This window comes from Flavobacterium sp. A45 (assembly GCF_002001005.1).
Lineage (GTDB): Bacteria > Bacteroidota > Bacteroidia > Flavobacteriales > Flavobacteriaceae > Flavobacterium.
Genome location: NZ_MUNX01000108.1, coordinates 1 through 20494, shown reverse-complemented (window position 1 = coordinate 20494; position 20494 = coordinate 1). Strand labels below are relative to the sequence as shown.

At 35.5% G+C, this 20494-nt stretch carries 20 protein-coding genes and 2 tRNA genes; 13 read left to right on the top strand and 9 right to left on the bottom strand.

Going from position 1 to position 20494, the window contains the following annotated elements; all coding sequences use genetic code 11:
* Nucleotides 1–86: 86 nt before the first annotated feature.
* The 7 genes from B0E44_RS14035 to B0E44_RS14005 all read left to right on the top strand — a co-directional run bounded on the left by B0E44_RS14035 (nt 87) and on the right by B0E44_RS14005 (nt 3405).
* Complete coding sequence (locus tag B0E44_RS14035) at nt 87–449, top strand: DUF983 domain-containing protein (RefSeq protein WP_077376467.1); 363 nt, start codon at nt 87–89, stop codon at nt 447–449.
* Between the two features lie 52 nt (nt 450–501).
* Nucleotides 502–822, top strand: a complete 321-nt coding sequence (locus B0E44_RS14030) for a DUF6370 family protein (protein WP_077376447.1) — start codon at nt 502–504, stop codon at nt 820–822.
* Nucleotides 823–1398 carry a Crp/Fnr family transcriptional regulator gene (locus B0E44_RS14025; RefSeq protein WP_077376444.1) on the top strand — a complete coding sequence of 192 codons (576 nt, stop codon included), beginning with the start codon at nt 823–825 and terminating at the stop codon, nt 1396–1398.
* A 79-nt stretch (nt 1399–1477) separates the two neighbouring features.
* Nucleotides 1478–2194 carry a pirin family protein gene (locus B0E44_RS14020; protein WP_077376439.1) on the top strand — a complete coding sequence of 239 codons (717 nt, stop codon included), beginning with the start codon at nt 1478–1480 and terminating at the stop codon, nt 2192–2194.
* Nucleotides 2195–2477: 283 nt separating this feature from the next.
* Nucleotides 2478–2762 (top strand): GNAT family N-acetyltransferase, encoded by a 285-nt coding sequence (locus B0E44_RS14015; protein WP_077376436.1) that lies wholly within the window; start codon nt 2478–2480, stop codon nt 2760–2762.
* Nucleotides 2762–3172 carry an OsmC family protein gene (locus B0E44_RS14010; RefSeq protein ID WP_077376433.1) on the top strand — a complete coding sequence of 137 codons (411 nt, stop codon included), beginning with the start codon at nt 2762–2764 and terminating at the stop codon, nt 3170–3172. Before B0E44_RS14015 ends, B0E44_RS14010 begins: the two co-directional genes overlap by 1 nt.
* 2 nt (nt 3173–3174) lie before the next feature.
* Nucleotides 3175–3405, top strand: coding sequence for a (4Fe-4S)-binding protein (locus B0E44_RS14005; RefSeq protein WP_077376431.1), 231 nt, complete (start codon nt 3175–3177; stop codon nt 3403–3405).
* Here B0E44_RS14005 and B0E44_RS14000 read toward each other — a convergent pair.
* The 3 genes from B0E44_RS14000 to B0E44_RS13990 all read right to left on the bottom strand — a co-directional run bounded on the left by B0E44_RS14000 (nt 3402) and on the right by B0E44_RS13990 (nt 7773).
* Entirely contained in the window at nt 3402–3959 is a 558-nt protein-coding gene (locus B0E44_RS14000) for a sugar O-acetyltransferase (RefSeq protein WP_077376428.1), read from the bottom strand. The genes B0E44_RS14005 and B0E44_RS14000 overlap by 4 nt on opposite strands.
* A gap of 9 nt (nt 3960–3968) precedes the next feature.
* Nucleotides 3969–6239: a glycosyltransferase gene (locus tag B0E44_RS13995; RefSeq protein WP_077376425.1), complete on the bottom strand. Its 2271-nt coding sequence runs from the start codon at nt 6237–6239 to the stop codon at nt 3969–3971.
* 67 nt (nt 6240–6306) lie between these two features.
* Nucleotides 6307–7773 (bottom strand): glycoside hydrolase family 130 protein, encoded by a 1467-nt coding sequence (locus B0E44_RS13990; RefSeq protein WP_077376422.1) that lies wholly within the window; start codon nt 7771–7773, stop codon nt 6307–6309.
* Nucleotides 7774–8232: 459 nt separating this feature from the next.
* Between B0E44_RS13990 and fabD the strand changes: the two genes are divergently transcribed.
* Nucleotides 8233–9105 (top strand): ACP S-malonyltransferase, encoded by an 873-nt coding sequence (gene fabD / locus B0E44_RS13985; RefSeq protein WP_077376419.1) that lies wholly within the window; start codon nt 8233–8235, stop codon nt 9103–9105.
* 89 nt (nt 9106–9194) lie between these two features.
* On the opposite strand, the gene galE is transcribed toward fabD, so the two are convergent.
* Together galE and B0E44_RS13975 are read right to left on the bottom strand one after the other, a co-directional pair.
* The gene (galE, locus tag B0E44_RS13980) at nt 9195–10208 is read right to left on the bottom strand and encodes a UDP-glucose 4-epimerase GalE (protein WP_077376417.1); all 1014 of its coding nucleotides are present in this window, start codon (nt 10206–10208) and stop codon (nt 9195–9197) included.
* A 45-nt stretch (nt 10209–10253) separates the two neighbouring features.
* On the bottom strand, nt 10254–11384 hold the full coding sequence (locus tag B0E44_RS13975; protein ID WP_077376414.1) for a DegT/DnrJ/EryC1/StrS aminotransferase family protein: 1131 nt from the start codon (nt 11382–11384) through the stop codon (nt 10254–10256).
* 263 nt (nt 11385–11647) lie between these two features.
* On the opposite strand from B0E44_RS13975, the gene B0E44_RS13970 reads away from it, so the two are divergent.
* Together B0E44_RS13970 and B0E44_RS13965 are read left to right on the top strand one after the other, a co-directional pair.
* Entirely contained in the window at nt 11648–12895 is a 1248-nt protein-coding gene (locus B0E44_RS13970; RefSeq protein ID WP_077376411.1) for a 3-deoxy-D-manno-octulosonic acid transferase, read from the top strand.
* A 226-nt stretch (nt 12896–13121) separates the two neighbouring features.
* A complete protein-coding gene (locus B0E44_RS13965; protein WP_077376408.1) occupies nt 13122–13334 on the top strand; it encodes a hypothetical protein in 213 nt (70 codons plus the stop codon).
* 88 nt (nt 13335–13422) lie between these two features.
* Here the strand turns inward: B0E44_RS13965 and B0E44_RS13960 are convergent, their stop codons facing one another.
* From B0E44_RS13960 to mutS, 4 genes are all read right to left on the bottom strand, one after another.
* The gene (locus B0E44_RS13960; protein ID WP_371594760.1) at nt 13423–13683 is read right to left on the bottom strand and encodes a DUF1508 domain-containing protein; all 261 of its coding nucleotides are present in this window, start codon (nt 13681–13683) and stop codon (nt 13423–13425) included.
* Between the two features lie 213 nt (nt 13684–13896).
* Nucleotides 13897–13982 (bottom strand) — tRNA-Leu (locus B0E44_RS13955).
* A gap of 15 nt (nt 13983–13997) precedes the next feature.
* A tRNA-Gly gene (locus B0E44_RS13950) sits at nt 13998–14070 on the bottom strand.
* Nucleotides 14071–14213: 143 nt separating this feature from the next.
* Nucleotides 14214–16820, bottom strand: a complete 2607-nt coding sequence (gene mutS, locus B0E44_RS13945) for a DNA mismatch repair protein MutS (protein ID WP_077376402.1) — start codon at nt 16818–16820, stop codon at nt 14214–14216.
* A gap of 312 nt (nt 16821–17132) precedes the next feature.
* On the opposite strand from mutS, the gene B0E44_RS13940 reads away from it, so the two are divergent.
* The 3 genes from B0E44_RS13940 (at nt 17133) to B0E44_RS13930 (ending at nt 20455) form a co-directional block, all read left to right on the top strand.
* Nucleotides 17133–17597, top strand: coding sequence for a DUF1573 domain-containing protein (locus tag B0E44_RS13940; RefSeq protein ID WP_077376399.1), 465 nt, complete (start codon nt 17133–17135; stop codon nt 17595–17597).
* 76 nt (nt 17598–17673) lie between these two features.
* Complete coding sequence (locus tag B0E44_RS13935) at nt 17674–18204, top strand: RNA methyltransferase (RefSeq protein WP_077376397.1); 531 nt, start codon at nt 17674–17676, stop codon at nt 18202–18204.
* 85 nt (nt 18205–18289) lie between these two features.
* Complete coding sequence (locus tag B0E44_RS13930) at nt 18290–20455, top strand: T9SS type B sorting domain-containing protein (RefSeq protein ID WP_077376394.1); 2166 nt, start codon at nt 18290–18292, stop codon at nt 20453–20455.
* Nucleotides 20456–20494: the final 39 nt, after the last annotated feature.

The window sequence follows — 20494 nt, the reverse complement described above, 5'->3', positions numbered from 1 at the left end:
TTTCAATGTCTTTATTGTCCTATAATTAGCGAATATAGAAAACATCCATGAAAGGAATAAAAAATACCTTTGAAAAAAAATTTAAAATGTCACACACTCTTGTTCATATCCTAAATAATGACTGCCCGCATTGTCTTGAAGGGAAAGTATTTAACGAAAAAAACATCTTCTTCAACATTGGCTTTCCAAAAATGAATCCATATTGTCCTCACTGCCAATACAAATTCGAAAAAGAACCTGGATATTTCTTTGGCGCCATGTATGTCAATTATGGTTTGACTGTAGCGCAGGGAATTGGAACTTATTTAATTGCACATCATTTTTTTGCAGAAACTTTCGACTTAAGAATAATTGCAATTATTACAGCAGTCATTGTATTGATGGCTTCGTTCAATATTCGTCTTTCGAGATTATTATGGATTTACATGTTTAAAAACTATTCAATTTAGAATATAGAGCCACAATAAAATTCTTAACTTAGGGCTCTCAAATTAGCCTTATATGAAAAATCTACTTTCAATTGCATTCTTTTTCACTGTGTTCTTGTCTAATGCCCAAGTTAAAAAAGAACCCATAAAATCTCAAATTGTAGAAGTTTCCTGTGGTGAATGCCAATTTGGTTTAGAAGGAAAAGGCTGTGACTTAGCTGTTCGCATCGATGGGAAATCTTATTTTGTCGATGGAACCAAAATTGATGACCATGGAGATGCACATGCCAAAGATGGTTTTTGTGAGACTATCCGAAAAGCAGAAATTACCGGAGAAATAGTGAATAATCGTTTCAAAGTCACCACCTTTACTTTACTTCCAGAGGAAAAATAAATGGAATTAATACTCAAAAACATTGCGCAGCACGTATCGCTTACCCAACAGGAGCAAGAACTTTTTTTGTCCAAAACAGAAATACACCATTACAAAGCCAAAACCATTTTATTGAATAGTGGCGCGATTTGCAAACATTCCTATTTTGTGAATTCGGGTATTTTACGCAGTTTCAACATTAATGATAATATTGTAGAACATGTATTGACTTTTGCTTGCGAAGGTTGGTGGATTGGCGATATGTACAGTTTGCTTTCGCAAAAGCCGGGCAACCTGTTCATAGAAGTTTTGGAAGATGCCGAAGTGGTTTTGTTATCCAAAGAAAACCAAGATATACTATATCAGGAAATACCAAAGTTGGAACGTTTCTTCAGAATACTGACCGAAAATTCATTGGTGGCTAACCAAGAACGCTTGATGGATAATCTAAGCCTCACCGCCGAAGAGCGTTTCGAAAAATTCTGCAAAAAGTATCCCACGCTCATTCAGAAAATAGCCCAAAAGCAAATAGCATCCTATCTCGGAGTTACTCCCGAGTTTTTCAGCAAAATGAAAAGCAAAATGCTTAGGAAATAATTTCTTAATCTAGGTTAAGTGCAAAACGCTGACATCAGATATAAATTTGTATAACAAAAAATCACTAAATTTATATATCATGAAAAATACAGTTTTACACAAAGCCGACACAAGAGGACACGCAGATCACGGATGGTTAAATGCTTATCACAGTTTTAGCTTCGCTAGTTGGTACAATCCAGATAGAGTTCAGTTTGGAACTTTACGTGTTTTAAACGATGATACTATTGGTGCCGGAATGGGTTTTGGAACACATCCACACGACAATATGGAAATCATTACTATTCCGTTGGAAGGTGATTTGGCCCACAAGGACAGTATGGGAAATGAATCTACCATAAAAACTGGCGATGTACAGGTTATGAGTGCCGGTACTGGAATCCAACACAGTGAATTCAATCCAAATGCAGATTTACGCACCAAACTTTTTCAAATTTGGTTATTCCCAAAAACGAGAAATGTGACCCCACGTTACCAACAAATCACGTATGATCCTACTGAACAAAAAAATAATTTTGCTCAAATATTATCTCCAAATCCTGATGATGCTGGAGTATGGATCCATCAAGATGCCTGGTTTCATTTAGCCGATTTTAGCGCCGGTTTTTCTAAACAATATGAAGTAAAAAAAGAAGGAAACGGTATGTATGTCTTTGTCATATCAGGAACAATAACTGTTGACGGTCAGGAATTAGAAACTCGTGACGGTTTAGGAATAACCGATTTCAAGACCTTAGACATTAAAGCAACAACTGACGCGAAATTTCTATTAATGGAAATTCCTATGAGTTATTAAATATAATAGATGCTAAGATGCTAAGTCTCTAAGATTCTAAGTTAGATTTTTTTTGGAGCAGAAAGATTAGGCATCTTTGGAAATATAGTCCCGCTTTCCGTTTCAATCTTTTGTAAGCTTTGTCAAAGTTCAAAACTTTGACAAAGCTTACAAAAGGATTTTCACTACAATCGGGGCTAAAAGTTAGCATTCCGTTTTTTTTGCCATCACAAAACAAACAATATAGATCAAACTTAGAATCTCAGAAACTTAGATTCTTAGAAACTTAACAAACAAAAAAAAAATGAGCGAAACAGTAAATATAGAATTCAATGAGAAGAACGGTAATTTCAATATTACCTCCGAAGGCAGAAAAGTCGCTTTGATGACTTTTGTATTTGCCGGTCCCGATAAAATCATCATTGATCACACCGAAGTATCTCCAGTGTTCAATGGAAAAGGATTGGGCAAAAAATTAGTAGAAAAAGCCGTTGAAGTTGCAAGAGAAAAAAACTGGAAGATTGTTCCATTATGTCCTTTTGCAAAAAAAACTTTTGACAGAAACCCTCAATTTAACGATGTATTATAATGGAAGAGCTTTTCGAAAATGACATACTTGGTCGCATTGGCACTCAAAAGTACTTATGTAACATCACTTGGCGAAACGGGCAGTTTCTTATGGACGAACCCGAAAATGTGGGCGGTAAAAACTTAGGAATGGATCCATTTTCGACTTTACTAGCTTCTTTGGCGGGCTGTACTCTTTCTACCCTAAGAATGTACATTGATCGAAAAGAATGGATAATCCCAGAAATAAATATTTCACTAAATTTATATCAAGAAACCGTAGTTGGCGAATTGACGACAACAATAAGAAGAAACATCACTTTCTCGGGAGAAGTTACTGCCGACCAAAAAAAACGATTACTAATCATTGCAGATAAATGTCCAATTTCAAAACTACTTAAAGGAACAACAATCATTAACACCTCAATTTAGCCATGGATCCAAAAGACATCAAAAAAGAATATACCAATGGTGAAGTAACCATTGTATGGCAATCAGGGAAATGTATTCATTCCGGAAATTGCGTGCGCAATAATCCTGACGTTTTCAAACCAAAAGAACAACCATGGATTACGGCCGAAAATTCAACAACAGAAAAAATTATTGAAACTATCAATAAATGTCCATCGGGAGCATTGAGCTTTTATATGAATAAAAAAGATTAATCCTCATTCAATTTCCGAATAACTTTGGCAGGATTACCCACTGCCAAGGAATTTTCGGGAATATCTTTGGTCACTACAGACCCAGCTCCAATTACACAACCGGCTCCAATGGTAACTCCCGGACAAATAACGGAGTTCCCTCCTATCCAACAATCATCTCCAATCGACACAGGTTTTGAACTTTCGACAGTTCTTCTTTCAATGGCATTCAACGGATGGGTCGCGGTATAAATATGAACTCCCGGCGCAAAAAAAACATTATTCCCAATGGTGACTTTCATCGTGTCCAAAACCACACAATTGACATTGAAATACACATTCTCCCCCGAATGGATATTGTAACCATAATCACAATGAAATGGTGGTTCTATATACAGTCGTTTATGTGAATTCGGCATCAACTCTCTAAGAATCGCACGCGATCTTCCATTCATCAAATATTCGGTAACATTCAGTTTATGCAATAATTTTTTGGCTTTGGTACGCTCTTCTACTAACTGCTTATCATTGGCAAAGTAAATTTCGCCCAAAAGCATTTTTTCTTTTTCGGTCATTCTTCTAAATTATTTTTCAAATTGTAAAGCATTCTTGGTATCTAAGTGTCTGTACTTTTTATAATCCTTATATTCATTCATGATGAGCTGTGCCTTAAAAAAACAAAGTGTCGATTCAGCTCCTTGATTGATATTGACATTTTTATCCTCAAGTCCGTCATAGGATGCCCCATTTACTGGATTATAAATAATCTGATTCAGATGATTATTTCCCAAAAACCATGAAAATGCCAGATTCAGTTGGTTTCTGTATTTCTCATTTCCAGTCACCTGAAAAAACAAATGCAAGGTAATAATTGTTGTTGCAACTTCAATGGGTTGTTCCCCGTAAGTGCTTTTTTTCTCGCCTTTAACAAACCATCCTCTATTTGAAATGACGCTTAATTCTCCTTTCATAAAATAATGCGACAAAAGAAAATCGAAAGTAGTCAATGCTATTTTTTTATATTTCAAATCTCCAGTTGCTAAAAAGCTAAAGAGCATCGCCTCGGGGAGCACATTATTGGCATAAGTCATATAATCTTCATACCAGCACCAATCATCATCGGAATTGATGTGATAATGATTCAGCAATTTGTCGGCAAGTAGAATTATAGCTGTTTTAATTTTCATCTCTTTATTTACTTGATAGTAATAATAAAGCCCTTTGAGCGTATAAGCAATCGCTCTGGGAGAAGTAACCCCATCGATATGCACAACGGCTTTGTCCCATACTTTTTGTGCTTGTTCAACTAAATCTATCGGAAGATTTTTTTGGTAGGATAACAAAAAACCTAAACTCCACAATGCCCTTCCGTTGGAATCCTCAAGATTCACCAACTCATTCTGTTTTGTCAATTGACGGTTACTATCTTTGTAATTATCAAATCTACCGTCTTCTCGCTGTATTTCGGTAATAAAATTCAAATAGATTGTTGCCAAATCCAAGGCAATAGGGTCTGAACTCGTATCATAATACATTACCATATCAATCAATGCACGAGCGTTATCATCCAAGGTATAACCTGACGATAAATCGGGCTGACTAAATTTCGAAAACTGAAGAATCCCATAATCTGTTGTCAACTCTTTGATGTGATCTAACTTTAAAGGCGGAAAATTGAATCTTAATTTGCCCTTGCTCTCTGTTACTTCAGCAAACAGAAAAGCGTACTTTAAAGCGATATTCTCCCAAGTTGTTTCATGGGTAAAAGCATACCCATTACGCCCCATTTCCAATCGTTTTTCTTTATTTTCAACCAATTTCAATATGGCGCTTTGAAATTCTTCCGAATTATCAAACTCGTTCAGCAATATTCCAGTTTCAGGATTCAAAGCTTCAACGGCGTGAGCTATCGGAGTAGAAATAATCGCACAACCACAGCTCATCGCATATGCAAAAGTACCGCTCACGGCTTGATTGGGGTCTTTGGAAGCAAACAAATAAATGTCTGATAAAATTAAATAATTAAGCAGTTGTTTTAATTCCAGAAATTCATTGATAAAAAAAACATTGTTCTCAATTTTCAGTTTTTTGGCTGTTTCAATGAGCATAGTACGATATTTCTCCCCTTCTTTTTTCAAGACTTCAGGATGCGTTTTCCCGATTACCAAATAGACAACTTCTGGATGTTTTGCTATAATCTCGGGCAAGGCATATAAAACGGTCTCAATATTTTTATTATCGCTTATTAAACCAAATGTTGACAAAACAGTTTTATCGGAATAATTGAATTCGTTTTTTAATTTATCTTTTTGATCCCAAAGCACCATGTGAGTTCCATGCGGAATTATCCTTAATTTCGATTCCGGACAATCATAATCACTTATTAAGATTCTTTGAGATCTTTTGGTCAGTACCACAATTTTGTTGGATAAATCAATGATTGCCTTAACTATTTTTTTTAATTTATCATTTGGACCTGGCAATACCGTATGAAAAACCGTAGCAATGGGTTTGTTTATTGCCAATAAAAAGGATAACAGATAGTTTCCATAATCGCCTTCAAAAAGACCAAATTCATGCTCAATGCAAACCATCCCAATATCATCGCGGGTGTTAATTTTTTCAGCCAAAAGACGATACTCATCAATCGAAGAAACAGTTAGCGCATAATGTACATCGAGACCATATTCAAATTGATTTTCTTCTTTTTGCAAAGCACACACCTCTATAGGCAGTGAATCTCCAAAGACCAACCTGACGGAATTAACGATATCACTGGAAAAAGTTGCCAATCCACATTGTCTTGGAGGATAGGAACTCATCAACAGTATGGTTTTACTTTTTTTTGGTTTCACTTGTACATATTTTTCTACTTTAATCGGTGTTTAGAATTCATTTTGAATTGGGATCAGGTCATAGTAATTACTTTTTACTATTTTTTAAGGCAACCATTAATTCTACCATATCCACTACGGCATAAGTAGAAGAATAATCTGAAACCGCATACGGAAGTATCAGACTGTTATTATGAATTATTGAGCCACAGGAATAGACCACATTTGGCACATATCCTTCACGTTCATCTTCCAAAGGAGTTAGCAAAGGTTCGGGAAGTCTGCCTATTTCTTTTGATGGATCATCCAAATCAAACAATGACACACCTATGCAATAACGTCTCATTGCGCCCACTCCGTGAGTGATAACCAACCACCCTTCTTGAGTCCATAAAGGTGAGCCACAATTCCCAATTTGAGTATACTCCCATGGATATTCGGGTCTCTGAATAATTTGTGGGTCTTTCCATTCGTTGGGTCTTAACGAATACATCAGATAATTATTAACTCCGTCTACTCTTCCCAACATAGCATATTTACCTTTTATCTTCTTAGGAAATAACGCCATTCCTTTGCTCTGCGACCCTTCACCATGCAAAGGCATTATACGAAAGGTGTAAAAATCTTCTGTGGTAATTAATTTTGAGAGGACCGAATGTCCATTATAGGCAGTATAGGTTCCCATTACACTTTCGGAACCATCATCATCAACAAAACGGACAAAGCGGGCATCTTCAATGCCACGACTCTCTACATCAGACACTGGAAATATAACGCGCTCGGAAATATCGGAATCATGCTTGAATTGAATGTCATAAAACGAATCCAACAGCCAAATTACTTCTTCATAAGCTTCATGTTTTTCTTTACTGATATTTGGATCCATTAATTCTATTTTAAGTAAATCTTTAAACACAGAATACTCAAAGACCTCTGGCAAATCACACATTATGCGAGAATAAATATCCAATGTATGCATTTCTGCTAATTTGGATAAAATCCGTTTTTTATTAAACATCATTTTATGCGAAATCTCTGCTTTTTCAATACTATCTCCAATCCGCATCATCCTTAGATTATTGTCTTTATCAATAATCCCTCTTCTAAATACGATGGAAGAAACATGACCTTCTCCGGTAGCCCGAAATGAAATAACAACTCGCTTTTCTCCTTTTTCCAAACTCGATTGATCAAAATCTTCTACCATAGACGGATTGAAAAAGGCAGCCGATTCAATGGAGTATTCCATAGTAAGATACGAACCGATTAGCAATTTTCTTTCCTCTGACAAATCCAATTCATTAATTTTCATCTCTTTAATTATGTTTCGAATCTTTCCGTAATGCTTATAAAATATATACGAAATATTCCGATGCCGTCTTGCAAATTCCCTATTTATCTGTTCTAACGTAAGATTAACTTGCTGGTTACTCATTGCCAATATACGACCTATCAATTCTTTAGTCCGTTCCTCGCCACTCATAAAATATCTGGCAACAATTCTACTGGAATCTGGTAAAAACTTTATATTTTTTCGTGTAACAGAAACTTTCATAAATTTTTATTTTTAAATTACAAAAAAAGAAACAAACGCTTTCTGGCTGTAGTAGAAAGGTATTTTAATAAACATGCCGATTTATTTTGGGGACTTGTGTGTTTTGTTTAATGTTGTCTAAATAGTTTTCTATTTAGCAAAAGTGGTAGATTTTAAAAAAATTAAATCAAACACATTCAAATTTACAAATAAAAAACAACTTAACTACATGATAATTATCATACTACAATTACATTTAGATAGTTTATTCCTATAAAAACAAAACGTCTTTCCTAGCCCTGATGGAAGCGATATCCTTTAGTGTCTCTTTTTTAGAGACACTAAAGATATAGCGGACAGCAGGACAACTGTTCTTGATAAGCAAAAAATTGCTGCTCCTAAAAAAAATAGTACTTTTGCACACGGTTTTTTTAATTTCACTTTTGAAACCTAAAACTTTTAAACTTTAAACGAAAAAATATGAAGGCATACGTATTTCCGGGTCAGGGCGCACAATTCACTGGAATGGGCAAAGACTTATATGAAAATTCACCATTGGCAAAAGAATTATTCGAAAAAGCAAATGAAATTCTAGGCTTCCGCATCACCGACATCATGTTCGAAGGAACGGCTGAGGAATTGAAAGAAACCAAAGTAACGCAACCGGCAGTTTTCTTGCATTCGGTTGTTTTGGCCAAAACATTGGAAGATTTCAAACCAGAGATGGTTGCGGGACACTCTTTGGGTGAATTCTCGGCATTGGTTGCCAATGGCGCTTTGTCTTTTGAAGACGGATTAAAATTAGTTTCACAAAGAGCTTTAGCAATGCAAAAAGCCTGCGAGATCACTCCTTCGACAATGGCTGCCGTTTTGGGATTAGCAGATAATATAGTTGAAGAAGTTTGTGAATCTATTGATGGCGTTGTTGTAGCTGCTAATTACAATTGTCCTGGACAATTAGTAATCTCAGGAGAATTTTCAGCAGTAGAAAAAGCTTGTGAAGCAATGAAAGCCGCTGGAGCAAAACGCGCATTATTATTACCTGTTGGAGGAGCTTTTCACTCACCGATGATGGAGCCTGCCAGAGAAGAACTTGCTGCTGCAATTGAAGCGACTACGTTCTCAACTCCTATTTGCCCAGTGTATCAAAACGTAACGGCAAGCGCAGTATCTGACGCTAATGAAATAAAGAAAAACTTAATCATCCAATTGACCGCTCCAGTACGTTGGACACAATCAGTACAACAAATGATTGCCGATGGTGCAACTTTGTTTACAGAAGTAGGTCCAGGAAAAGTATTGGCTGGTTTAATTGGAAAAATTGATAAAGAAGCTGTGACTGCTAATGCATAAATTTTAGATTTTAGATTGCAGAATAAAAACAAAAATCCCAAATTAGATAGTTTGGGATTTCTTTTATTCTGAAATCTGGAGACTGAAATCTAACTTCTAATCTTCTGTTCCCATTTCCAAGCACTGGCCATGGCTTCATCCAAGGTTGATTGCGCTTTCCATCCCAATACATTATTGGCTTTGTCAGTATTAGCATAAGCTTCGGTAATATCGCCTTCTCTGCGCGGAACAATTTTATAAGGAAGCTTTTTACCACTCACTTTTTCGAAACTATGAATCACTTCCAGCACTGAACTTCCCGTTCCCGTTCCCAGATTAAACGTTTCTACTTTTTCAAGATTCTTTTTGTTTAATAAACGTTGCAAAGCTATAACGTGGGCTTTAGCCAAATCGACTACGTGAATGTAATCGCGAATACAAGTCCCGTCTGGCGTAGGATAATCATCTCCAAAAACGGATAATTCCTGACGCAAACCAAAACCGGTTTGGGTAATAAAAGGCACTAAGTTTTGTGGCACACCCAATGGTAATTCCCCGATTTCGGCAGAAGGATGTGAACCAATCGGGTTGAAATAGCGCAACAAAATTGCATTTACATTTGTCACCTTGGTTACATCTTTTATAATTTCTTCTCCTATTTTCTTGGTGTTTCCGTAAGGAGAAATAGGTTGTTGTACAGGAGCATTCTCAGTAATCGGCATCACTTCGGCTTGACCATAAACAGTGCAAGACGAACTGAAAATAAAATTAGCTTCTGGCTTTTTTTCTAATTCCTGCAAAATATAAACCAACGCACCTAAGTTATTTTCATAATATAACAATGGATTTTCAACGCTTTCACCCACAGCTTTTGAAGCTGCAAAATGAATAACCCCATTAACATCATTATGCTTTTTGAAAAATTCTTGTACACTTTTTTTCTCGCGTAAATCCAACTTTTCGAAAATTGGCATTTTAGCTGTAATAGTAACAATACCCTTCAAAACTTCCTCTGAAGAATTGGAAAGATTATCAATAATCACAACCTCAAAACCCTCATTTTGTAATTCAACTACAGTGTGGGAACCTATAAAACCTAAACCTCCTGTTACTAGTATTTTCATATTTGTATTTATAAAAAAGACGCTATAAAAGCGTCTTTACAGGTATTATTTAAAATATTCCAGAACGGAATCCGTTATGAATTTAATTTGTTCGTCATCAAGCTCCGTATGCATTGGCAATGAAATTACTTCTTTTACCAACTGGTTCGTTACTGGAAAATCTTCTTCTTTGTAACGAACATCCAAATAAGCTTTTTGAGAATGCAACGGAATAGGGTAATAAATAGCACATGGTATTCCTTTATCTAATAAATGTTGCATCAATCCATCTCTATTAGCTTCTATAATTCTAAGTGTATATTGGTGAAAAACATGACAATCACAATTATCGCAAATAGTTGGAGCAATAATATTTTTATGCCCTTCAAAAGCAGCAGTGTATTTTCTTGCAGCATCTTGTCTTGCTTTCCCATAAGAATCCAAAAACGGTAATTTTGCATTAAGTACAGCTGCTTGAATACTATCCAAACGAGAATTTACCCCCACAACATCATGATGATAACGCTCATACATTCCATGATTTACAATACCTCGAATTATATGTGCTAAAGCATCATCATTGGTAAAAATAGCTCCACCATCACCATAACAACCTAAATTTTTTGATGGAAAAAAAGAAGTAGAAGATACATGTCCAATAGTTCCAGCTTTCTTTTTTGTCCCATCCGAAAATTTGCAATTAGCTCCAATGGCTTGTGCATTATCTTCAATCACGTACAAATTATGTTCTTTGGCAATAGCCATAATAGCTTCCATATTGGCAGCACGTCCAAATAAATGAACAGGTACAATAGCTTTTGTTTTTGGAGTAATCGCTTTTTTGATAGCATCAATAGAAATGTTCATATTTACCATATCAACATCAACCAAAACAGGGGTTAATTGCAACAAAGCGATTACCTCAACAGTAGCAGCAAAAGTAAAATCAGCTGTGATAACTTCGTCTCCAGGCTTCAAACCCAATCCCATCATTGCGATTTGCAAGGCATCGGTTCCGTTAGCACAAGGAATTACATGCTTAACATCTAAATATTCTTCTAATGATTTTTGAAATGTATGAACCTGAGGCCCATTAATGTAAGTATTGGTATCCAAAACTTCTTGAATCGAAGCATTTACAGTTGCTGCGATTTTATCGTATTGACTTTTTAAGTCAACCATTTGTATTTTTTTCATGTAATCTTTTTTAGCATCCTATACCTATTTATAGGAACAATTAATAGAAGTAAACTTGCTTTAAGATCAAATTTCACTACAATTTAACCACCCCAAACAAGCACCACAAAAATAGTTATTTAATGAGTTTAAACCAATCAAACCCACAATAAAAAATATTTTTCCAAAGAAATAAAAAGTGGGTTCCTGACAACCATAATTTAAACATTTCTTAAGGAAGAAAATAACACAAAGAAAATGTATTTTTACAAAAAAAATTATCGATGCCTTTTCTTTATAATTTAACCATTCTGTTCACTCAATTTTTATTAAAAATCATTGCGCTTTTCAGCCCTAAAATGAAACTTTTCGTTGATGGCAGGAAAGATGTTTTTGCTGTTTTGGAACAAAAAATAGCAACCAATGACAAAACCATTTGGTTTCATGCTGCGTCTTTAGGTGAATACGAACAAGGGCTTCCCGTCATTGAAAAAATCAAAGACAACTACCCAACCCATAAAATTATAGTTACATTTTTTTCTCCATCAGGTTATGAAGTTCGAAAAAACAACACTGTTGCCGACGCAACGGTTTATCTCCCATTGGACACCCCAAAAAATGCCAAACGCTTTTTAGAATTAGTGCATCCAGACTTTGTATTCTTCATTAAATATGAATTTTGGATTAATTATTTAGACCAATTGCAAAAGCAAAACATTCCAACTTATTTGATTTCGGGTATTTTTAGAGAAAAGCAATTATTCTTCAAATGGTACGGTGGCTTTTACAGAAAAGCATTAGACACCTTTACCCATTTCTTTGTTCAAAATGAAAACTCGGGAAAACTAATTACTTCGTTAGGAAAATCCAATGTCACTGTTTCTGGCGATACTCGATTTGACAGAGTTGTTGCAATCTTAGAGAAAGACAACACTTTGGACTTTATAGACCAGTTTAAAAACAACAAAACAACAATCGTAATAGGAAGTTCTTGGCCTAAAGACGAGTCAATTCTTTCAGAATACATCAACTCATGCGATCACGATGTTAAATTCATTATTGCACCTCACAACATAAAACCCGAACAAATCAAACAACTACAAAATAACATCACTAAAAAAACAGTACTTTTTTCAGAAAAAGAAAACAAAGATTTATCACAATTTGAAGTATTTATAGTTGACACTATTGGCATATTGACCAGAATTTACAGTTATGGAGACATTGCTTATGTAGGCGGTGGTTTTGGAAATCCAGGAGTGCACAACTTGTTGGAACCAGCTACTTTTGGAATCCCAATCGTAATTGGTCCAAATTATTCTCATTTTGATGAAGCTATTAATTTAGTAAAAATTGGAGGTTGTATATCAATTACCAATTCCAAAGAACTCGAAATTGCCTTTTCAGGATTAATTCAAGACACTGAAATAAGACATCAAAAAGGTAAAATTTGCGGTACTTTTGTCCAAAAAAACAAAGGAGCAACTAATAGTATTTTAGAAAAAATAACTCACAATAAAAGCTCAAAATAAAAGAATTACTGCTATTTTTAGACGAGCAAAAAAGAAGCATAGAAGCACATAAAATAGGGAGTTATTCTACAATTTGTAATTATTTACTTATTTTTTATTCCCTAAAAGAAAAAGCTAATCCCTTGATTGAAAATTATTTTTAAAAAATAAATGAAAAAATATTTTACATATTAAAAATTTTATATCTTTGCCACGAATTAATAATTAACCTTTATATTAAATTAAGATGAAAAAAGTATTTTTAAGTTTAGCTGTTGTTGCTGTATTAACTGTTGTATCTTGTAAAAAAGCTGACGCTGCTGCTGAAGAAACTACTGCTGTAGATTCTACTGCTGTTGCTCCTGCTGACACTACTGCTGTAGCTGCTGATACTACTGCTGCTGTAGCTGCTGACACAACTGCTGCTGCTGCTCCTGCAGAAGCTGCTCCAGCTAAGTAATTTCAAATTACACTAGAAAAAAATAAGCTGCATTTATGCAGCTTTTTTTATACCCATACATCAACCACTAAAATAGAAAACCTAAAAATCAATCAAAGAAAACCAAATCATTATCCGAGAAATCCAAGATTTCAGAAACAGAAGCATACTTCATAATTTCATCAATCCCTTTCTGAACTCTTAATTCAGTAGTGTATTTTCTACTTAAAGCAAAAGGCGCCCCATCTAAAAAAAGCTTGAAAAAATATTTTCCTCCTGCTGATTTATGCTTTTCAAAAGTCGCCAAGCCAATATTACTTTTAAAATAATCAATCGCTTCTTCACCTTCAAATTTAAGTTCATATTTCATACTCGTGAAAATCACTTTACCTTTCCTCGATGTAAAAACAAACTTATATTGATCATCAAATCTTTTACTAATTACAAAAGCCCCCATTTGAATTTAGATTTTAAGAATTTAGACTACCGCTTTATTAGACTCAAACCACTTACAGTCAAACTGATTTACAATCATGCCTTTTTAAAATAAAAAAAGCTCCAAACATAGTTTGAAGCTTTCTTGTACTCAGAGCGGGACTTGAACCCGCACGAACATTGCTGTTCACTGGATTTTAAGTCCAGCGTGTCTACCAATTTCACCATCCGAGCATTGTGTGGTGTTAGAGCGAAAAACGGGGCTCGAACCCGCGACCTCGACCTTGGCAAGGTCGCGCTCTACCAACTGAGCTATTTTCGCATTTCTATTAAGAACCGCAATACTTGGTTCATATTGCGGTTGCAAATTTAGAACTTTTATTCAATTACACAAACCTTTTTTTTAAAAAAAACAAAGATAAAATTTAACGTTCTGACAACGATAACTTTAAATCTGCAAAAAAATTATTTTCTAGACAGCATTCTTTTAATCTCATTGAGTTTCATCAATGCCTCAACAGGAGTAATGGCATTTATATCCAAATTTACAATCTCTTCTTTGATTTCTTCCAATAAAGGATCATCAAGATTAAAGAAACTCATTTGCATTTCATCTTTTGCCGATTTTATACCATTTAATACATCACTCGAATGGTTTTTCTCTAATTTCTTCAGCATTTTTTGCGCTCTTGAAATAACCAACTGAGGCATTCCAGCCATTTTAGCCACATGAATACCAAAACTGTGTGCGCTTCCCCCTTTTACTAATTTTCTAATAAAAAGTACCGTATCCTTTAATTCTTTTACAGAAACATTGTAATTCTGAATTCGAGGCATCGTCTCGCTCATTTCATTCAATTCGTGATAATGCGTTGCAAACAATGTTTTGGGCTTGGACGGATGTTCGTGTAAAAATTCGGCAATAGCCCAAGCGATTGAAATTCCGTCATAAGTACTCGTTCCTCTACCAATTTCGTCTAACAATACCAAACTTCGATCAGATATGTTATTCAAAATAGAAGCTGTCTCGTTCATTTCTACCATGAAAGTAGATTCCCCCATCGAAATATTATCAGAAGCTCCTACTCTAGTAAATATCTTATCCACAATTCCCATTCTTACACTTTCGGCAGGCACGAAACTTCCCATTTGTGCAAGCAATACAATTAAAGCCGTTTGACGCAGTATTGCAGATTTACCCGACATATTGGGTCCAGTAATCATAATCAGCTGCTGTGTTTCTCGATCCAAGAAAACATCATTTGTTATGTATGGAACTCCTACAGGCAATTGTTTTTCAATTACAGGATGTCTCCCCTCTTTAATTTCAAGTTCGAATGTTTCATCAATTTCCGGACAAACGTATTTATTTTCAATTGCCAATTGCGTAAAACAGCACAAACAATCCAATTGCGCTACTAAATTAGCATTCATCTGAACCGGCTTGATGTACGTAGCTACCCAGCTCACCAATTGCTCAAATAAATCACTTTCAATTTTCTGAATTTTTTCTTCGGCTCCCAGAATTTTAGTTTCGTATTCTTTTAGTTCTTCAGTAATATAACGCTCTGCGCTTACTAAAGTTTGTTTTCTGATCCACTCTGCAGGAACTTTATCCTTATGCGTATTTCGAACTTCAATGTAATATCCAAAAACATTATTGAACGATATTTTCAATGAAGAAATTCCTGTGCGTTCTGACTCTCTTTTCTCGATTCCTTCCAAAAACTGTTTCCCCGAAGTGGATATCGCACGCAAATCATCCAATTCGACATTAATTCCTTTAGCAATCGCATTCCCTTTGGCAATAGCCACAGGTGCATCCTGATTTAAGGTAGTTTGTATTTTTTCGCGCAACAAATCACAGCTATGCAAACTGTCCCCAATTACTTTTACCGCTTCCTGCGGACTAGACAAAGCCAATGTTTTGATTGGAATTATTGCATCTAGCGATTCTTTCAAATACACTACTTCACGAGGCGAAACTTTCCCCGTGGCAATTTTAGAAATCAAACGTTCCAAATCTGAAATCTGTTTGATTTGATTCTGAATATTTTTTAAAACATCTTGGTTCTCTTTCAAATAAGAAACCACTTGATGGCGACTCTTTATTTTATTACTGTCCTTCAAAGGCAATGCCAACCAGCGTTTCAGCAAACGGCCTCCCATTGGCGAAAGCGTTTTATCAATCACATCCAGTAGCGTAACGGCATTCGGATTGTAACTATGATACAATTCAAGATTACGAATCGTAAATCGATCCATCCAAACATAGGCATCCTCTGCAATTCGATGAATCGCCGTAATATGCTGTACCCTATTATGCTGTGTTTCGGATAAATAATAAAGAATGGCTCCCGAAGCGATAATTCCTTCTCTTAACTCTTCGATTCCAAAACCTTTTAGCGAAACGGTTTGAAAATGTTTCGTCAGCGTTTCTAGAGCATAATCTTCTTTGAAAATCCAATCTTCTAAGTAGAAGTTATGAAAATCCTCTCCGAAAATTTCACGGAATTCATTCTTATTATTCTTTGGAACCAAAACTTCACTTGGATTGAAATTTTGAAGCAGTTTGTCAATGTATTCAGCATTCCCTTGAGCGGTAAGAAACTCACCGGTGGAAACATCCAAAAATGAAATCCCGATCATTTTATTGGCAAAATAAACTGCCGCTAAGAAATTATTAGTTTTAGAATGCAAAACCTCATCATTCATAGAAACACCCGGTGTAACCAGCTCAGTCACTCCCCGCTTAACTATAGTTTTGGTCATTTTTGGATCTTCCAATTGATCACAGATAGCCACTCGAAGTCCCGCTTTGACCAATTTAGGCAAATAGGTATTGATAGAATGATGAGGAAACCCTGCAAGAGCAGTTTCGGTTTCGGAACCAGCCCCTCTTTTTGTCAATGTTATTCCTAAAATTCTTGAAGCCCGAACGGCGTCTTCTCCAAAAGTTTCATAAAAATCTCCAACCCGAAACAACAAGCAAGCATCAGGATATTTCCTTTTGATTTCGTTGTATTGCTTCATTAATGGAGTCTCCTTAACTATCTTATCTTTTGCTGCCAAAATTGTTGTATTTGAATGAATAAAAAACTAGTAAAGGTTTTGAAATAAATCATGCGAAATTTGGCGAAGTTATTTTGTTTTTTTTCAAGGCAAAAAATATTTGAATAGCTGGGCTATTGAAAGATTTTTTAACGAAGAAAAAGGGCGAAAGAACGAAACAAATTGTATTATTTATTTTAAAACCTTTACTCGGCGAATTTATAATTTTAAAGCACAAAAAACTAAGGAGTAAAAAAATTAAATTAGTTTTAAGAAAAACTTACAATACATTTTTGTTAATTTGCGTAAATTTGTCAACCAATTCAAAACACCATGAAAAAAATATTTTTATTAGCAATGCTAACTGTTTTAGGAACAACGATTTCTAACGCTCAAGAGACTTCAAAAAAAGCTAAAAAAGCAAAAACGACTGCTGTTGCCGCATTACCAAAAGTAGATGGCGCAGGAATGGTTTTTGAAAATGAAACAATCGATTATGGAACTGTAGCGCACAATGCTGACGGTAACCGTCAATTTGTATTCACTAACAATGGGAACAAACCATTAATTATCACAAACACTCAAGGAACTTGCGGATGTACAGTTCCATCTACACCAAAAGAACCAATCGCTCCTGGAGCAAAAGGTATTATAGGTGTAAAATATGCAACTGACAGAGTTGGTCCTTTTACAAAACAGGTAATCGTTACGTCTAATGCTGCGGGACAGCCTACAAAAACTCTTACTATAAAAGGAACTGTTTTACCAGACGCAGCTCCAGCTGTAACAAAAAGCTAGTATTACTTTTTTATCAAATAAAAAAAAGGCTTCCTGATTTTTGGGAAGCTTTTTTTATAAAAACAACTACCCAACAATGAGAAAACTTGAGAACAGCGAACTAGAGAGAAAATCAATTGACGATTTTAAAAAATCCGAAAAAACACCTTTGATTTTAGTTTTAGACGACATTCGCAGTTTGCACAATATAGGTTCCGTTTTCAGAACGGCTGATGCTTTTTTGATCGAAAAAATAATCTTATGCGGTATCACTGCTACTCCACCCAATAAAGAAATTCACAAAACAGCTCTTGGCGCAACCGAAACCGTAACTTGGGAACATCATGAAAATGTACTTCAAGTTATTACTGATCTAAAAAAAGAAAATATCACTACCCTTGCCATTGAGCAAGTAGAAAGCTCCGTTTTTCTACAGGATTTTAAAGTTGATAAAAACAAAAAATATGCTTTAATATTCGGGAATGAAGTTTATGGTGTAGCTCAGGAAGCAGTCGCTTTGTGTGATGGATGCATTGAAATTCCGCAATTGGGCACCAAACACTCTTTGAACATTTCAGTTAGTGCCGGAATTGTAGTTTGGGATTTATTCAAACAATTTAACAATTAAAAGTCAATTTGTAATTACTCTTTTTTTATCTAATAAACTTCTAAACAAACTTTTGCATTTTGATTTAAAAGACTATTTTTATAAAATGAAAATTACCCCCCACAACTATATACTATTGTTTTTTGCATTTTTGCTTTATAATTTTAGTTATGCAAATTTTGTTTCTCATCCTCCCAAAAAAGGATTTACAAGTAATTTGTTAAAAATCAAAAAAAAACATCAACTTGCCAATGTTGCACCAACACTTACAGCAGTTGGAGACCAAGCTTATTGCCCTTTAAGCATTGTAAACATTGCAACCAGCATTACCATAACTGACCCTGATGACACAAGCACAGACGCTATCTATATCCAAATTTCATCTGGTTACACAAAAGGTGAAGATCAATTAACACTCAATAACACTTCATCACATACCACAATCATTAGCAGCTGGAATTCCACCGAAGGAAAATTAACACTAAAAAGTCCTACGGGAATACCAGTAAGCTATACCGATTTTGAAAACGCCATAAAAGATGTTCAATTCAGTAATTCTTCGGCCACACCTTCAGGAATACGAAAATTTTCAATCAGTATTGGACAGGCCAATTATTTACCCCGAAACGAGCACTATTATGAATATGTATCTGACATAGGAATTACATGGACTAAAGCTAGAGCGGCCGCAGATTTAAAAACATATTATGGCCTAAAAGGATATTTGGCAACACTTACCGCAGCAGACGAAGCGCAATTAGCAGGAAAACAAGCTCCTGGGGCAGGATGGATTGGGGGTAGCGACGCTGAAACCGAAAATACTTGGAAATGGGTAACTGGCCCAGAAGCTGGCACCGTTTTTTGGAATGGGCTTTCAAATGGCTCATCTCCTAATTTTGCTTTCTGGAATTCAGGAGAACCTAACCAGGCAGGAGATGAAGATTATGCACACATCACGGCACCAGGAGTTGGAATTGCAGGATCTTGGAATGATTTGGCAGATGCTGGAAATCCTAGTGGTGATTACCAACCCAAAGGATATGTCGTTGAATATGGAGGAACTGCCGGAGATCCAGTTCTACAGCTTTCGGCCTATACAACTTTGACCATAGCCTCCATATCCAGCACAACGCCTGCTTCCAAATGCGACCCAGGAACAGTTACACTGCAAGCTACAGCCACAACAGGAACTATTAATTGGTATGATGCTATAACAGGAGGCAGTAATATGGGAACTGGCACTAGTTTTATTACTCCAATTTTAAATACTACAACCACCTATTATGTCGAAACAGCAACCGCAGGTTGCACTAGCAGTAGAACTGCTGTCGAGGCCAAAATAAACATCACTCCAACAATCACAATAGCAGATACAAATTCTCCCGTGACCAATTGCGGGCCTGGATTATTTACTTTAACAGCGACACCCTCTATTGGAACCATAAATTGGTATTCTCAAATTGGCGGAACAGTTATAAACACTGGATTGTCCTATACAACACCCTTCATTAGTGCAAATACAACTTATTATGCTGAAGCCATAAATAACAGCTGTACAAACAATACTAAAATTCCAGTTGACTTATTCGTTTACCCTTTACCAACTGTTGCGGATGAAACTGTAAAAAAATGCAATTCCAGTACAGTTACACTAGACGCATCAATTTCAAACATGAGTTACTTATGGTCAACAAATGAAACCACTCAAACCATTGACGTTTCAACAACTGGAATTTTTACAGTAGATGTAACTAGCCAAGCTCCTGAAAACTGTACCAGCAGAAAAACAATTACAGTAACTGAAGACAACAAACCCGAAATAAAGGAAGTAAAGGTTAACGAAACAACCGTTACCATAGAACTAATAAAAAGTGAGGATTATTTTGAATATTCAATAGACGGTGTTAATTATCAAAGTTCAAATATTTTCACCAATGCACCCAGCGGATTACATACCGCCTATGTGCGAGACATAACTAAATGCAGTACTGACAGCGAAACTTTCATAGTCATTATTGTTCCAAAATATTTTACGCCAAATAACGATGGCTTTAATGATGTGTGGGAAATAAAAGGTTTAATTAATTATCCCTTAGCCGAAGTCACTCTTTTTGATCGTTATGGAAAATTAATTACCCAACTCAATCATTACAATCACAGTTGGGATGGCACCTCTAACAAAAATCCTTTACCTGCAACGGATTATTGGTATGTATTAAAATTGGATTCAAATAGCCCAGAAGTCAAAGGTCATTTTTCTTTGAAGAGATAATTTTTATACTTTTAATAATTAACACACAGAATGTAATTG